Here is a 16,232-nt window from a genome sequence, read left to right as displayed (position 1 = left end):
GATCACTTAATCATTAATTGAATAATTTACTAATTGCTGCATCAACTTTTGCATCATCTGCAAGGTAAGGAATAGTAATATGATCTGTTCCTTTACGTGTTTCATTGTATTCCATAGAAGTTTCAATTGCGTGAGGATTACGTGCCCAACTACGACGAGCAACCCCACCCATTGTATCCCATGAAACTGCAGATTTAATAATTTCGTCAGTTGTTTCACTACCGTCAAGTACTAAACCAAAACCACCATTGATAGATTTACCAATACCAACGCCACCACCATTGTGTAAGGCGATTAAACTCATACCACGAGCAGCATTTCCTGCATAACATTGTGTTGCCATGTCTGCAGTGATATTGCTTCCATCTTTGATATTTGATGTTTCACGGAATGGAGAGTCTGTACCCGATACGTCATGGTGGTCACGACCAATCATAACTGGACCAATTTTTCCTTCTCTTACCATTTCATTAAATTTAAGGGCAATATTAACACGACCCATTGCATCTTGATAAAGGATACGTGCTTCAGTTCCTACAACTAATTTATTTTCTTCAGCATCGCGAATCCAGTTATAGTTATCACGGTCTTGATAACGACGGTTAGGATCAATTACTTCCATAGCTGCTTTATCAGTCGCCATTAAATCTTCATGTTTACGGCTTAGGCACGCCCAACGGAAAGGTCCATAACCATAGTCAAATAACATAGGTCCCATGATATCTTCTACGTATGATGGCCAGATAAAGCCGTCTTTATCGTCCACACCATTTTTAGAAATTTCTTTAATTCCTGTATCATAGATAGCTTTCATAAATGAATTACCATAATCGAAGAAGTAAGTTCCTTTAGCTGTTAAAGATTTAATTACTTCGAAATGGCGTTTCAATGTTTTATCAATTTCTACACGGAATTTTTCTTGATCTTCTGCAAGTAAACGTGTTCTTTCTTCAAAAGAAATACCTGCAGGACAATAACCACCTTCATAAACATTATGACAAGAAGTTTGGTCAGATAATAAATGAACATGAATATCATTTTTGTTGATATATTCTAATAGGTCAACAATATTACCATGGTAAGCAATAGAAGTTGTTTCTTCTTTATCCATGTATTCTTTTGCTAATATCATTGTTTCTTCAGGTGTCTCAGTTACATGAGAAATCCAACCTTGTTCTAAACGAGTATCAATACGAGAACGGTCAACTTCAGCGACAATAGCTACAGCTTTTGCAATTTCTCCAGCTTTACCTTGTGCCCCACTCATGCCACCTAATCCAGAAGTAATAAATAATTTACCTCTTAAATCGCCATCATCAGCAATACCTAATTTCAAACGACCTGCATTTAATAAAGTATTAAATGTTCCATGAACAATACCTTGTGGTCCAATATACATCCAGCCACCAGCTGTCATTTGTCCGTAGTTAGTAACACCCATTTGTTCTCCGATTTCCCAATCATGAATATTGTCATACTCACCAATAAGTAAACCATTTGTAATGATAACGCGAGGTGCATCTTTTTTAGAAGAGAATAATCCCATTGGATGTCCAGATTCAACAACTAATGTTTGTTCATCTGTCATTTCTTCTAAATAGCGCATGATTAATTGATATTGCATCCAGTTTGAACAAACTTGGCCAGTTTCTCCATAAGTTACTAATTCATATGGATAAAGAGCAATATCAAAATCTAAGTTATTATCAATCATTACTTGCATTGCTTTTGCAGCAACACATTTTCCTTTATATTCATCAATTGGTTTACCGTAAACACGAGTTTTTGGATACCAACGATAACCATAAATACGTCCGCGAGTTCTTAATTCTTCTAAAAATTCTGGAATAACTTGATCATGAAATTGTTCTGGTACGTATCTTAACGCATTTTTCAATGCCAATTTTGTTTGGGATTCAGATAAACGAAAACCTCTGTCTGGAGCACGTCTAATTCCTTCTTGGAACACAGGCATATCTGGCAAGACATCTGGTAATTTAATCGTCATTGCCTCACTAATATTTTTGTTACTAATCATTTTACATCCTCCTTAAATTATGAATAAAAAGTTAATAAATTTGTGATACGACTTCTTTTAATACATAAGTAATAAATCCTTTAGGTTATAACAATACTATACTTCTTTCTAGTCTATTTAAAGTCTATCATCAAATAAATAGTTATTTTTTTTTGAAAGAACAGCGTCAAAAAAACGTTTTCAATAATTTGACTAAAATTAGATGGTAAAAGAATAAGGTAATTACGATTAGATATTGTTATAATTATTGTAAATCAAAGGAGGAAAAAAGCAATGATAGCAGATAAAATATTAATTAATTTCAGCCAAATTTTTTGCCCAACTGACAACGGACGTGCGTTAAAGGGTGCTGAGATGAATCAAGCAACAATTATCGAAAACGGCTTTATCGCGATTAAAGATGGAAAAATTTTAAAAGTGGCAACTGGTGAACCTGAAAAAAGTCTAATCGGAGATCACACAAAACTAATCGATTACTCCGGTAAATTAGCTTCTCCTGGGTTAATTGATTGTCATACTCATTTAGTTTATGGTGGCAGTCGTGAAAATGAATTTGCAAAAAAATTAAATGGTGTGAGCTATTTAGATATCTTAAAAGAAGGTGGTGGAATTTTAAGTACTGTTCGTTCCACTCGCTCAGCATCTTTTGAAAATCTTTATGATAAATCAAAACGTTTGTTAGACCAAATGATTATCCACGGTGTGACAACTGTGGAAGCTAAAAGTGGTTATGGTTTAAATTGGCAAACTGAAAAACGTCAATTAGATGTTGTAAAAGAATTAAATCACAACCATCCAATTGATTTAGTTTCAACCTTTATGGCAGCTCACGCTGTTCCACCAGAATTTGATGGTGACGGAGATGCCTTTATTGAAATGATTATCGAAGAGATGTTACCAAAAGTGAAAGAAGAAAACTTAGCTGAGTTTTGTGATATTTTCTGTGAAACAGGTGTCTTCACAGCTGAACAATCTCGCCGTTTACTAACTGCTGCTAAAGAATTAGGCTTTAAGCTACGTATTCATGCAGATGAAATTGATTCTATTGGTGGTGTTGATATTGCTGCTGAAGTTGGTGCTGTTAGTGCTGAACATTTGATGGCTGCAACCGATGAAGGTATTAAAAAAATGAGTGAAAGTAATGTCATTGGTAACCTTTTACCAGGAACAACTTTCAGTCTAATGGCAGATACATATGCTCCTGCTAAGAAAATGCTAGATGCTGATATGGCAATTACTTTATCAACCGACAGCAACCCTGGAAGCTGTCCAACATCAAACATTCAATTTATTATGCAACTTGGTTGTTTTAAAATGAAACTAACTCCTATCCAAGTCTTTAATGCTGTCACAATTAATGCAGCCTATTCTGTTGGTTTAGGTGATTCAATTGGTAGTTTTGATGAAGGTAAATTAGCAGACATCGCCATTTGGGATGCTCCAAATGTTGATTACCCTCTTTACTTCTTTGCTACTAACTTAGTTCAAGACGTTTACAAACACGGTGAACTAGTTGCCAAAAATCATCAACTTGTTTGATTAAAATAAAGAGGATGTCCAAAATAAGTGGACATCCTCTTTTACATTTCTGTTGAAACCATTAAATCAATAAAATCCTTCCGCCACTCAAGCGTTAAAGGAAGATTTGGACCTGGATCTCCATCAATTCTAGTTTGGATTTCCACCGACTCGTCCATATTTTCAATCGATATTTTTTCAGAAGAAATATACGTGATCGTTTTTTTCCCCTTCATCTGACCTGTAAAAGCATAGGTTAAATAAGCTTTTATTTTCTTTAATCCTATATTGTTTAAAATGCTAATATGAAACGCATTTTCATCATGAAATGTATACGGTAGACCACCTACATAGGATGTGGTGGTTACAAGGGCCACCCACGTTTTCAACGTCACCGTTTCTTTTTCAGTTTTGTATTTCACAAGATAAGACGTATTACCTCCCACATGACGAAATGCTTTATAAGGATAAACCACAAGACCATACTTTCGTTTCTCACTTTGTCTCACATCGTTTGAAATATCTGCTAATCGACCAAAAGTAAAGGAGCTGATAATGGCTTTATTTCCGCATTGTCCAATACTTACTTTTCTAGTTTCTCCAGCCATAATAATATCAACAGCTTTTTCTATTTCAGTCGGTATTTTCCAACGCTTAGCAAAATTATTGATAGTGCCTCCAGGAATCACCCCTAATGGAACGGTTCTCTTTCCAGTTATAAAAGCTGTTCCTACAATATTTAGAGTTCCATCACCACCAATTACTATTAACTTATCGATTATTTTAATTTTTTCGATTAGCATCTCAATAGCTTTTACCGCATCAGAAGCCGTTAATAACATCACCTGAAAATTTTTTTCTTCTAACTTCTTTTTTACTTGTTGTGCGGTTGATTTAGACTCTCCATCTCCTGCGTTTGGATTAAAAAATATTCCATAGCACACCATTAACCTCACCTACCTTAAGTTGATTTCATCATACGCTATTTAATTTTTTGCTTCAAGGAAGATGGCTGATACGACCCAATTCAAAAAATGACAAGATAATAAAAAAGAAACCGATAGTTCGAATCGGTTTCTTCTTTGGTTATTTGAACGCCATAGAAAATGTGACAATAATCATAACTGAACAAAAAATGATAAATACTACCATTCCAGGATTAAGAAAAATTTCTTTCCAATTAAACTTAGCGACGTCATCTTCATTCCTAAAGTAATTTTTAATCGCTCTTTTATTTTTTGATATCGTAATCAAGCCAATAATCATAACTAACAATACAAATACAACAAAAACAGTTGTCATAACTGCTGAGGAAGTCATTAACATTGGAATGAAACTTCCAATAAAATTAATTGTAATGTGTGTTAAAATAGACATTTTTAAATTACCAGTTTTAACATATAAATAAGAAAGAATCACTCCTAAGAAAAACGCGTAGATTGATTGACTAATATTCATATGATATAGACCAAATAATATACTACTAAAAATAATATAGCCCTTATCACCTAAAGGAGCAGCCACTTGATAAAGTAACTTTCTAAATACTAATTCTTCCAAAACAGGAGCTGTTAATACTACTAAAAGCAACACTTGCCATAATTTAAAACCTGAAATCATTTCACCTAATACATTGCCACTTCCCCCAGAAATAAGTGACATTAATAAGCCGAATACTAAATTAACTAAATACATGATGCCAAGTCCCATTAAGATAAGCGTTCCCCACTCTTTTGTAGATACTTCATCTGACGCTTTCAGCTCACTTTTAGGGAATTTTTTTAAAACTGTAAAAAACAAAGGAAGTCCTAATCCGTACATTCCCAAATAATTTGTTATTAATAAGAAAAATACACTATCTTTAATTGTAGGAAATGCAAGTAACGCTACTTGCTGAACTAGGGTTCCTAAAATGATCATTCCAACCAAACAAAATCCTGTTAAACTAACTCTTTTCTTTAAACTCATCCAATCACTCCATCTCTTTTTATCACTACTTCAATAATACGTCACTTAGTTTTCAAGTTCAAGATAGCTAATTAACGTTTTCAAAAAAAGAGTCAAAAGATAATAGACCGTTATTAAATCGGCTAAATACCTTTCAACTCTTTTTTATATTGATTTCATCATAACATGATAACCTGTTTCTGGTGTCTCTTCATGGGTTTCTGTAATTAAAAAGCCTTTTTTTTGATAAAACTTAATAGCTGTTTCATTATACATAAGACATTTAAGACTTATCGTACCCTCAGCAATATCAGTTTCAACAACCTTCAGTAATTGACTTCCAATTCCACTACCTTGACTATCTGCATCAACAAAAAATAAATGAATAAATTGATCAGGAACATATAATGTTAAAAACCCTATCATTTTCTCATTTTCATAAGCAATATAAATAGTTTCAACATCAATCATATCAATAAAATTTTCCAATGGAACAGTTTCTTTATCTAGCCAAGTTGCTGTTTTTTTTCGAATCATATTGTATAGAATACATAGACTACTTAATTCATTTTTTGATAGATCTTGAAACAAATATTTTTTTATTTCGATTGTCTTGACCTCCGTCATTTTAGTTACAAACCAAAATCATCAAATTTTCCGAGTGTATGGACATTTTCAGAAATACTAACAAAGCTGTTAGGGTCACCTTCTTCAATCGCTTCTTCTAATTGATGCATCTCATAACGAGTGATGACTGTTAACAAAACTGTTTTTTTACGATGATCGTAAGCACCTTCTGCTTCATCATTTAAAACGGTAATTCCTCTTAATAATCGTTTTTTTAACGAAGCAATGATTTTATCAGGGTTTCTTGTAATAATTAATACTTGCATTTTTTGCTGTTTTGTATAAACAAAGTCTGTCACTTTCCCACTGACAATAATTGAAATTACACTGTAAAAAGCATAGGGAAATCCAAATAAATAACCTGCGGCTAAAACAATGACTCCATTAATAATCATTGAAATCGACCCGATACTTTTCCCTGTTTTTCTTCGAATGGCAATAATCCCAATATCTAAGCCACCTGTTGCAATCCCATTCTTTAAAGCTAATCCTAAAGACGCTCCTCCAAGTGCTCCTCCAAATAGAGCACAAATAATAGGGTCCTTGGTTAGGACAATGGTTGGTACCATTTCAATGGCAATTGAGGCAAATGTAACACTGACAACAGTGAATACAACTAATTTTTTATTCATTTTAAACCAACCATAAATTAAAAATGGTAAGTTTATAATATAATAAACAATTGATATTGATGGCTGAATTCCTGTGAATTTTTCAAAAACAGTTGTTAAAATTTGAGAAAAACCAGTAATTCCACCTGTATAAATATTAGCTGGACGCCAGAAGAAATTTAGGGCTACCGCGTAAAGCAAGGCATATAAAAACACCACCGTTAATTTATGCGTATACTCCGAAATAATCCACTTTTCTTCTTCTGTTTTAGGCTTCAACTTGCAAAACTCCTTTTTTAGTTTTAAACATTTATTTCTTAATAATCTTACTGATTAACTCTTCAAAGTTAGCATATAAATCAACTAACGCAACATTTTCTTCCGTTCCAGTTGACATATCTTTCATACGTACAATTTGTTGTTCTAACTCATCTTCACCAATTGTTAAAACAACTTTAGCGTTTAATTTATCTGCTGATTTAAATTGTGCTTTAGCTTTTCTGTTAAGATAATCACGCTCACCAATTAGGCCAGCGTTTCTCACTGTTTGAACGAGCTTTAAGCTTTCCGTATTGGTTTTTTCACCTAAACCTACAACATAAACATCAACAGCTGGGGCAGTTGGAATGACGATTCCCTCAGCTTCCATTGTGATAATAGCTCTTTCAAGTCCTAACGCATATCCAAAAGCTGAATCATGACTTTCAGGTCCGCCTAGTTCTTTAACTAAACCATCATAACGACCACCAGCACAAATTGTTGTGATTGCACCATTAAACCCTGGTGCATTACTCATGATTTCAAAAACAGTATGATTGTAATAGTCTAAACCACGTACCATTCTGTGATCCACTACGTACTCAACACCTACTGCGTCTAATAACTCTTTTACTTCTTTAAAGAAAGTGTCAGAATAATCATCTAGATAATCTAAAATAGACGGAGCATTTTCAACAATTACTTTATCTTTTTCATCTTTACTATCAAGAACACGTAATGGATTGCTATGCAAACGTCGTTGAGAATCATTACTTAGTTCATCAAATTTAGGTTCAAGATAATCTATTAATGCTTGGCGATATTTCATGCGGCATTCTTTTGTTCCAAGAGAATTAATCACTAATTGAGTGTGTTCAACCCCTAGTTCTTTATAAAAATCAAGAGCAGATAAAATACCTTCCACGTCAACTGTTGGGTTATTACTACCAATCATTTCAATACCAATTTGATGGAATTGGCGTAAACGGCCTGCTTGAGGACGTTCGTATCTGAACATTGGACCAATATAAAAAGCTTTAAATGGATTTTGATGTTCTGGTCCAAATAATTTATTTTCAACATAAGATCTTACAAGTGGTGCTGTGTTTTCAGGTCGTAACGTAATATGACGTCCGCCTTTGTCTTCAAAATCATACATTTCTTTTGTAACGATATCTGTTGTATCTCCAACACCACGAGTGATCACTTCAATGTGTTCAAACATTGGTGTTCTCATTTCATGAATATCGTATTTTTTAAATACTGAACGAGCAACATTTTCAACATATTGCCATTTTTCTACTTCTCCAGGTAAAATATCAACTGTTCCTTTTGGTTTTTGATACCCCATACATAACACTTCCTCTATAAGTTTATATTTATAGTACAAAAAAAAGGGAGTGCATACAAGTGCTACTCCCGTTTTTTCCAAATAAAGCCATCAAATAATCAATTATTTGAAAATATTCACTTGAAATTTATTTGAAATCAAATTCAATTTCTAAATCAACCACTTCTTCAACTGCACGTAATAATTCACCTGAGATTAGTACTTCAGTTGCTTTTTCTAATTCATCATAGATTTCAATGTCTTTATCATGTTCAATAACATTAACATATTTTCTAAATGTATCATAAGCAACTTGAGTTCCTTTACCCATATGACCACGATCAGAAACAAATTCAATAGCTTGACAAGCTGCCATGATTTCAGTAGCCACAATACGACGTGAGTTTACTAAAATGTCACGAGCTGTACGTGCTGCTGTTGTTCCCATACTTACGAAATCTTCTTGGTTTTCACAAGATGTGATTGAGTCAACACTTGCTGGATGTGCTAAAATTTTATTTTCTGATGCTAATGAAGCACACGCATATTGAGTAATCATGAAACCAGAGTTAACGCCTGGATGTTTTACTAAGAATGATGGTAAACCACTTAAGTTAGTATTAACTAAGCGTTCCACACGACGTTCAGATACGTTACCAATTTCAGCTGCACCAATTCCTAGATAGTCAAATGGTTGTGCCATTGGTTCACCGTGGAAGTTACCTCCAGAAATAACATCACCATTACGAGTAATGATTGGGTTATCTGTTACTGAGTTGATTTCAATTTCAACTTTTGTTTTAACAAAAGCAATTGTATCTTTACTTGCGCCATGAATTTGAGGCATACAACGTAATGAGTAAGCATCTTGTACACGTTCAGCAGTCGCTGGTGTTGTTAAAGTACTACCTTCGATCAATGTACGTACATTCTTAGCTGTTGCTAATTGACCACTATGTGGACGAATGATATGTAATTCTTCGTCAAACGCATTAACGATACCATTATGGACTTCTAATGATAATGCTCCAGCAATATCAGCAAGTTTCAATAATTCAATTGAATCATGAGTTGCTAATGCACCGATTGCAGTTAAAACAGTTGTTCCATTGATTAACGCTAAACCTTCTTTAGCTTCTAAGTGAATAGTTGGAACGCCAGCTTTTGCCATTGCTTCTTTTCCTGTCATCAACTCTCCATTATAGTAAGCACGACCTAAACCTAGCATTGGTAAAACCATATGAGATAATGGTGCTAAATCTCCTGAAGCTCCTAATGATCCTTTTTCAGGAATATGAGGAACAACACCGTTATTTAACATACCCATTAATGTTTCAATTGTGCTTAAGCGAATACCTGAATGACCTTTAAGTAAAGAGTTCACACGGATTAACATTGTTGCACGAACTTCATCTTCTTTAAGAGGATCACCAAAACCACTTGAGTGAGTACGGATTAAGTTTTCTTGTAATTGTCGTGTTTCTTCTTGAGGAATACTTACTTTAACTAAAGAGCCAAATCCAGTATTAACACCGTAGACAGTTCGTTTACTTTCAACAATATCATCAATAATTTTACGTGAAGCATTAACTGCTTCAATTGCTTCTTGAGATAATTCAACTTGTGCGCCACCTCTAGAAACTTCAATTACTTGTTCCAATGTTAAGTCTTTACCATTTAAAATAATTTTTTCGCTCATTCTTAATTTTCCTCCTATGGGTTCTAGTTCAACTAGAGCCATCTGATTGATTTTTAACCTAACCTATTACTTATGTGATACAACCTAATACAATTATTATACGCATTAATTGTCTAAAAAATGTCTAATTTACTAGCTAGTTTGTTTTTTATTGTTTCCAAAAACAAAATAGAAAATAGCTGCAACTGCAATACCAACTCCACCAGCAATTAAACTCTTCGCATCTGCACCCATCGCTAACATCCAGACACTAACACCAATAGCTAATATTGGAATCACAGGACCAAAAGGTAATTTAAAGGCTGTTTTTGTTTCTGGGTTTTTCTTACGCAAGAAAATAACTGCCAAAGCTGTCGGGATGTATTGAATAAAACGGAACACAACACTAAGCTCTGCTAATTGTTCAAAACTACCTGTTAATAATAACAAACTAGTTAACACACATGAAATGATAATAGCAATATATGGCGCTTCTTTTGAATTTTTCTTAGAAACAACTTTAGGAAGTAATCCTTCGTCAGCAATTGATGCACCGTAACGAGGAATCATCATTGAATCTCCTACGTTAAGTCCTAAGATTGAAATTAAAGCTCCTACTGAAATAATCCATTTACCCCAAGGGCCTACCATTTGTCCAAAAGCATCTTGAACAGGTGCGCCACTTTCTAAAATACCAACACCAAGCATAGCAATTGTACCAGCAATAATCATAAAGTAAAGAATAGATACCACACTAATTGAGCCTAAAATAGCACGAGGCATGTTTTTCTTAGCATCACGAATTTCACCAGCCACAACAGGTAAAGCTTCAAACCCAATAAATGCATAAAAAATAGTCATAGATGTTGAACCTAATGCTTTAGATAACGTCATGCCTTCTTTTAATTGTAAGAACGGTGTGAAGTTACCATTATCAAATCCTCCTTTAATAAAGAAGATTGACACACATACAAATGCAAAAATCGGAATTAATTTAGCGATTGTCACTGTAATAGTAAAGATCTTTGATGATTTTAATCCGGTACTGTTAATAATCGATAATAAGACAACAAGTGCAATACTAATAAATGTATTTGTTCCTTTTAAGCTTGGAAAAGCCATAATTAGTAACTTAGCAAATCCTGCAGCCATCGCTGACCAAGCAATAATCGTTACGAACCATCCTAATAACCCTACAATAAATCCTACAAAATCACCAAAAGCTGACTTAGAATATTGGAATGCGCCCCCATTTTTATCGAAATAACAAGATACTTCGGCAAAACAAACGGCAAGTAATAACACTAAAACAGCATCGAAAATCATAGCAAGTAATGAAGCTGGGCCTAAATCTTTGTAAATAGTCGCTGGTAATAAGAAAATCCCTGAGCCGACCACCGCATTGATACCATATAACGTGGCGCCCCCCAGACTGAATTTTGCTTGTTCTGTTTCTGAACTCATATGAATCCCCTTTCTGATCTGTCAGATCACGTAACTCTGGTTCTTTTCACATACTCTTTAGTTATTTTATTAATAAGAAGAGATTATCAAAAAAGACTTCCTATCCAAATCAGTTTTCTGACGAAACGGTTGGTTCACTTACGATCTATTTCAAGTTTAGTCACTTTTTCCTTGGCAATTTTCGATACTCTCTTACTGCATCTTTTGTCAACGGATACTCACTTCTACAAGTACTGGGTTACTGTTTTTTACGCTTGAATCGATAGTCAGTTGCTCGATTTCTTGAATATCTTCGATGAGCAGACTATCTCCTTTTGAAACATGAATATTTTCATTATCTTTAGTAGATGTTAAGACAATATCTTGAAGTGCATATAAGACATACACAACGTTTTTTTGTAATTTAATTACTTCTTCTGATAGTTTTGTTTTCATTTCTCCCCCGTACTTAGGAGAATAAATCAAATTAAAATCAGTACATCTACCAAAACTTTTGGTTTCATCACTTCCACAAAAATAATCTGTTTGAAAAGGGGCTAATTTTTCTTTTCGAAAATTACTTTCGTCTTTGTGATGAAGCTCTAAAGGATTATCTAATGACATAATAATTCTTTTATACCCTGGTAAATTTGAAAACGTACTTTCTGCCATAGCTACTTTAGCAGTAGATACTCTGTAATCAAATTCATTTAATTTAAACTGTCCCTCAGGAGGGAAGAGAAACACTTCAGTTGTTTCTCCTCCGCTCCATTTTGAGACGTTATAAGTTGATTGTGAGATAAGTCTTTTGTTCATTTATCTCATCCTTCTTTAGAATAAACCAGAAATATTACCATCAGAATCAATATCGATTCTTTCTGAAGCAGGTGATTTTGGTAAACCTGGCATTGTCATAACTGCACCAGTTAGAGCAACAATAAATCCTGCTCCTTTTGAGACTTTTAGATTTCTAATAGTTACTGTGAAATCAGTTGGTGCTCCAACTTTTGTTTGGTCATCAGAGAATGAATATTGTGTTTTAGCCATACAAATTGGTAAATTACCATAGCCTAATTCTTCTAATTTTTTCAATTGTTTACGAGCAGCTGGTACGATTTCAACTCCGTTACCACCGTAAACTTTTTGAACGATTTTATTTAATTTTTCTTCAATGCTGTCTTCCAAATCGTAAACATATTTGAAGTCATTTGGTTTGTCCGCTAATTCAATAACTTTTTCAGCTAGTTCAACACCACCAGCACCACCATTTGCCCAAACATCTGAAAGAACTACTTCAACGCCGCGTTCTTTACATGCTTCTTCAACTGCTTTAAGTTCAGCATCAGTATCTAGTGGGAATTTGTTAATAGCCACAACAACTGGCATACCATAAACGTCTTGAATGTTGGCAATGTGTTTGTCTAAGTTAGTTAACCCAGCAACAACTGCTTCCACATTTTCTGGTTCTAATTCTTTTTTAGGAACGCCACCATGCATTTTTAACGCACGGATTGTTGCTACTAAAACAACTGCATCTGGTTTCAAGTTTCCTAAGCGACACTTGATATCGATGAATTTTTCAGCTCCTAAGTCAGCTCCAAATCCAGCTTCTGTAATTGCGTAATCTGCGTATTTTAAAGCTAATTTAGTCGCGATAACACTGTTACATCCATGAGCAATATTAGCAAACGGTCCACCGTGAATAATAGCTGGTGTATGTTCAAGTGTTTGAACTAAGTTTGGATGAATTGCTTCTTTTAGTAAGGCTGCTAAAGCTCCTTCAGCTTTTAAATCTTTTGCTGTAACAGGTTCGCCTGCAAAGTTATAACCAATAATCATTTCACCTAATTTAACTTTTAAGTCATCTGGATCATTAGCTAAACATAAAACTGCCATAATTTCTGAAGCGACAGTAATATCATAACCATCCTCACGAGGCACACCGTTAACGCGACCTTGCAGTCCATTTACAATGTGACGCAATTGACGGTCATTCATGTCAACCACGCGTTTCCATGTAATATTACGGCTATCAATTTGTAATGCATTGCCATGATGAATATGGTTGTCAATTAGTGCTGCTAATAAGTTATTGGCTGCACCAATAGCATGGAAGTCTCCTGTAAAATGTAAGTTAATGTCTTCCATTGGCACTACTTGAGCATGTCCACCACCAGCTGCTCCACCTTTAACACCAAAAACAGGTCCTAAAGAAGGTTCTCTTAAAGCAATCATTGCTTTTTTGTTTAATCTAGTAAAGGCATCAGCTAAACCAACAGATGTTGTTGTTTTACCTTCACCAGCAGGAGTCGGTGTGATTGCTGTTACTAAAATTAATTTTCCATCTTCTTTGTCTTTTAATTTTCCTAATTCATGAGCACTTAATTTAGCTTTATAATTACCATATAGTGTCAATTGATCTTCTGTGATACCTAAAGGAGCTACCACGTCTTTAATTGGTTTCATTTCTACTTGGTTTGCGATTTCGATATCTGATAAAATTGCCATTTGTAAAATGTCATCCTCTCTTATTTAGAAAAACTTAGATTTAATTAAACTACTTTTAATGTTTCCATATAAATTTCATCAGCCAAAAGACTACCTTTAGCTAATAATTTTTCACCTTCAGAACGATGTTGTGCAACAAACTCTTCATTTTTAATACCTGAAAGGTTAATTAACACGTTCAACCATGCGCCTTGAAGGCCAGCTTTTAAGTTAAGTGCTGCTACTCCTAAATCACTTGCTGCATTAGTGTTTGATTTACCGATTGCTTTTTTAGTCACTTCAAGAGCAACAACCATTAACTTCATCATCTTAAATGGTGATTCAGCTGCACCTTCTAATGCTGATTGCATTGCTTCACGTCTTTTAGCTTTATCTTCATCTGTTTCTTTAGGCATACTGAACACTGCTGATACCACGTTAAACGCTTCAGTATCTTCATCAATTGCTTTTAATAAATCTTTTTGTAAGCCTTTTGTTTCATCAAAGACAAGTTTAATTTCATCTTCAAACTCAGCGTATTTTTTCTTACCAATAGTTAGTTCACAAACCATTTTAGTTAATGAAATTCCCATTGTTGCTGATAAAGCTGCTGCTGATCCGCCACCAGGAGCTGGAGCGTCTGAACCTAAAGTTTCTACAAAATCTTTAACTGTCAAGTCAACTAATTTCATCTATAAGTCTCTCCTTAGCCTAATAAGTGATTTTCTAATATTTGTTTACCATAATCAAAATCTTCTACTTGTAAGTAATACTCAGCACAATCGATTAAAGCTTTTGCAGGAGTTAAACCAATAATTTCACTACCAATGATGTTAACGCCATAACGTTTTGCTTCCATACGAATTGTTTCAAATGTTCTATATAAAGGAGTTCCTTCAAAGTTAACCATATTCATAGATACTTGAGCGATGTTACGATCTTCTAACATAACGCCAATACCTTTAGCATATTTAAATCCACCACCTGAAGCACGGATAATTTTAGCAATTTTGTTAGCAATAGTGATGTCTGATGTATCTAAGTTTACGTTGAATGCTACTAAAGGCATTCTAGCTCCTACAGCTGTTACTCCAGCAGTTGGATGAATTTTTCTTTCACCAAAGTCTGGTGCCCATTCTTCTTCTAATAATTTTTCAGGCATGCCTTCAAACTGTCCTTTACGAACTTTAGCTAAATTTTTACGACTTGGTGTTGATGCTGAATCTTCATATAAGAAAATCGGAATGTTTAATTCGTCATTAATTCGTTTTGCAAGGTTTTTAGAAATAGCTACACATTCTTCAACTGAAGAATCTTTAATAGGAATAAATGGAACAACGTCTGTTGCGCCCATGCGAGGATGCTCGCCATGTTGTTTTGTCATATCGATATTTTCGCTTGCATATTTTACTAATTGAAAGGCTACTTCTTGAATTCCTTCTTCATCTCCAACTAAAGTAAATACACTACGGTTATGACTTGGGTCAGATGAATGATCTAATAAAGTCACTCCTCCAACACTTTTTGCAACAGAAACTAATCCATTGATAACTGCTTCGTTTTGACCTTCACTAAAATTTGGAACACACTCAATAATTTTTGCCATTGAAACAACATCCTTTCTATTTTTGTTTAAATCAGCAACCACTTTTTGGCTACTAATATAAATATACATTAATTAAATCAAAAAAGATTCCGTGAACTACTAAACAAAAAATAACTTACTAAAAACCTCCTTATTATGTTATAAAAACCGCTACATTTTTTAATAGCGCTTTCATTTATAAGCAAAGAATAACATTCGAATTTTTAGGTGTCAACTGATGTAAATGCTTAAATTACAATGGTTTAGCACTATTTTTCTTTTGCTTTTTAAGTTTTTTTAAGTGAATTTTTCGGATTTTTTTTTTGTCAAATTTTTTAACTTGTTTGAAGAGTAACAATTTTTGACCTTTTTTTGACTTAAGGGATTTTTACTTAAAAGAGAAGCTTGAAACAAGTTATAAAAAGACCTGTCTTTATTGATTTTGCCTACTATTTGATACAAATAAAAGAAATTAACCTTTCTATAAAATGACGCCCTATTCCTCACAAATCACAAATAGTAGCAAATTATTTTTATTTTTAGTCCAAATTATTTTTACTGGTAATATTTTTCTATTCTCACTTTAGACGAAAAATAGATACAATATTTTATCAAAAAAAATAATTAAATAACAAAAAAAATTTTTATCATAAAATAATAACTTTGTTTTTACCAACTAGTTGATATTATTTTGTTATTTAATAAAAAGT

Annotated in this window: 13 protein-coding genes; 1 reads left to right on the top strand and 12 read right to left on the bottom strand. The window is 33.8% G+C overall.

Going from position 1 to position 16,232, the window contains the following annotated elements; genetic code table 11:
• Positions 1–13: 13 nt before the first annotated feature.
• A complete protein-coding gene (locus tag RR554_RS01105) occupies positions 14–2,038 on the bottom strand; it encodes a urocanate hydratase (protein WP_332462017.1) in 2,025 nt (674 codons plus the stop codon).
• Positions 2,039–2,311: 273 nt separating this feature from the next.
• Between RR554_RS01105 and hutI the strand changes: the two genes are divergently transcribed.
• Positions 2,312–3,577: an imidazolonepropionase gene (gene hutI, locus RR554_RS01100; protein ID WP_332462018.1), complete on the top strand. Its 1,266-nt coding sequence runs from the start codon at positions 2,312–2,314 to the stop codon at positions 3,575–3,577.
• Positions 3,578–3,618: 41 nt separating this feature from the next.
• Here the strand turns inward: hutI and RR554_RS01095 are convergent, their stop codons facing one another.
• The 11 genes from RR554_RS01095 to ftcD all read right to left on the bottom strand — a co-directional run bounded on the left by RR554_RS01095 (position 3,619) and on the right by ftcD (position 15,543).
• Positions 3,619–4,503 carry a diacylglycerol/lipid kinase family protein gene (locus tag RR554_RS01095; protein ID WP_332467246.1) on the bottom strand — a complete coding sequence of 295 codons (885 nt, stop codon included), beginning with the start codon at positions 4,501–4,503 and terminating at the stop codon, positions 3,619–3,621.
• A 139-nt stretch (positions 4,504–4,642) separates the two neighbouring features.
• Positions 4,643–5,524: a CPBP family intramembrane glutamic endopeptidase gene (locus RR554_RS01090; protein WP_332462020.1), complete on the bottom strand. Its 882-nt coding sequence runs from the start codon at positions 5,522–5,524 to the stop codon at positions 4,643–4,645.
• A 144-nt stretch (positions 5,525–5,668) separates the two neighbouring features.
• The gene (locus tag RR554_RS01085; RefSeq protein ID WP_332467245.1) at positions 5,669–6,040 is read right to left on the bottom strand and encodes a GNAT family N-acetyltransferase; all 372 of its coding nucleotides are present in this window, start codon (positions 6,038–6,040) and stop codon (positions 5,669–5,671) included.
• 95 nt (positions 6,041–6,135) lie between these two features.
• Positions 6,136–7,020, bottom strand: a complete 885-nt coding sequence (locus RR554_RS01080) for a YitT family protein (RefSeq protein WP_332462022.1) — start codon at positions 7,018–7,020, stop codon at positions 6,136–6,138.
• Between the two features lie 31 nt (positions 7,021–7,051).
• A complete protein-coding gene (gene hisS / locus RR554_RS01075) occupies positions 7,052–8,350 on the bottom strand; it encodes a histidine--tRNA ligase (protein WP_332462023.1) in 1,299 nt (432 codons plus the stop codon).
• Positions 8,351–8,477: 127 nt separating this feature from the next.
• Positions 8,478–10,028 (bottom strand): histidine ammonia-lyase, encoded by a 1,551-nt coding sequence (hutH, locus tag RR554_RS01070; protein ID WP_332462024.1) that lies wholly within the window; start codon positions 10,026–10,028, stop codon positions 8,478–8,480.
• Between the two features lie 132 nt (positions 10,029–10,160).
• Positions 10,161–11,471: an APC family permease gene (locus tag RR554_RS01065; RefSeq protein ID WP_332462025.1), complete on the bottom strand. Its 1,311-nt coding sequence runs from the start codon at positions 11,469–11,471 to the stop codon at positions 10,161–10,163.
• Positions 11,472–11,678: 207 nt separating this feature from the next.
• Entirely contained in the window at positions 11,679–12,266 is a 588-nt protein-coding gene (locus RR554_RS01060; RefSeq protein WP_332467244.1) for a HutD family protein, read from the bottom strand.
• A gap of 15 nt (positions 12,267–12,281) precedes the next feature.
• The gene (locus tag RR554_RS01055; protein WP_332462028.1) at positions 12,282–13,958 is read right to left on the bottom strand and encodes a formate--tetrahydrofolate ligase; all 1,677 of its coding nucleotides are present in this window, start codon (positions 13,956–13,958) and stop codon (positions 12,282–12,284) included.
• 44 nt (positions 13,959–14,002) lie between these two features.
• Complete coding sequence (locus RR554_RS01050) at positions 14,003–14,629, bottom strand: cyclodeaminase/cyclohydrolase family protein (RefSeq protein WP_332462029.1); 627 nt, start codon at positions 14,627–14,629, stop codon at positions 14,003–14,005.
• A 14-nt stretch (positions 14,630–14,643) separates the two neighbouring features.
• On the bottom strand, positions 14,644–15,543 hold the full coding sequence (gene ftcD / locus RR554_RS01045) for a glutamate formimidoyltransferase (protein ID WP_332462030.1): 900 nt from the start codon (positions 15,541–15,543) through the stop codon (positions 14,644–14,646).
• Positions 15,544–16,232: the final 689 nt, after the last annotated feature.

The sequence above is a fragment of the Vagococcus sp. genome (assembly GCF_036639995.1).
GTDB lineage: Bacteria > Bacillota > Bacilli > Lactobacillales > Vagococcaceae > Vagococcus.
This window is presented reverse-complemented; position numbering and strand designations above follow the sequence as displayed.

Bases quoted from the DNA above. Each gene is read 5' to 3' on its own strand.
- RR554_RS01105 (WP_332462017.1), bottom strand. From the start codon at position 2,038: ATGATTAGTAACAAAAATATTAGTGAGGCAATGACGATTAAATTACCA.
- hutI (WP_332462018.1), top strand. From the start codon at position 2,312: ATGATAGCAGATAAAATATTAATTAATTTCAGCCAAATTTTTTGCCCA.
- RR554_RS01095 (WP_332467246.1), bottom strand. From the start codon at position 4,503: ATGGTGTGCTATGGAATATTTTTTAATCCAAACGCAGGAGATGGAGAG.
- RR554_RS01090 (WP_332462020.1), bottom strand. From the start codon at position 5,524: ATGAGTTTAAAGAAAAGAGTTAGTTTAACAGGATTTTGTTTGGTTGGA.
- RR554_RS01085 (WP_332467245.1), bottom strand. From the start codon at position 6,040: ATGATTCGAAAAAAAACAGCAACTTGGCTAGATAAAGAAACTGTTCCA.
- hisS (WP_332462023.1), bottom strand. From the start codon at position 8,350: ATGGGGTATCAAAAACCAAAAGGAACAGTTGATATTTTACCTGGAGAA.
- hutH (WP_332462024.1), bottom strand. From the start codon at position 10,028: ATGAGCGAAAAAATTATTTTAAATGGTAAAGACTTAACATTGGAACAA.
- RR554_RS01065 (WP_332462025.1), bottom strand. From the start codon at position 11,471: ATGAGTTCAGAAACAGAACAAGCAAAATTCAGTCTGGGGGGCGCCACG.
- RR554_RS01060 (WP_332467244.1), bottom strand. From the start codon at position 12,266: ATGAACAAAAGACTTATCTCACAATCAACTTATAACGTCTCAAAATGG.
- RR554_RS01055 (WP_332462028.1), bottom strand. From the start codon at position 13,958: ATGGCAATTTTATCAGATATCGAAATCGCAAACCAAGTAGAAATGAAA.
- RR554_RS01050 (WP_332462029.1), bottom strand. From the start codon at position 14,629: ATGAAATTAGTTGACTTGACAGTTAAAGATTTTGTAGAAACTTTAGGT.
- ftcD (WP_332462030.1), bottom strand. From the start codon at position 15,543: ATGGCAAAAATTATTGAGTGTGTTCCAAATTTTAGTGAAGGTCAAAAC.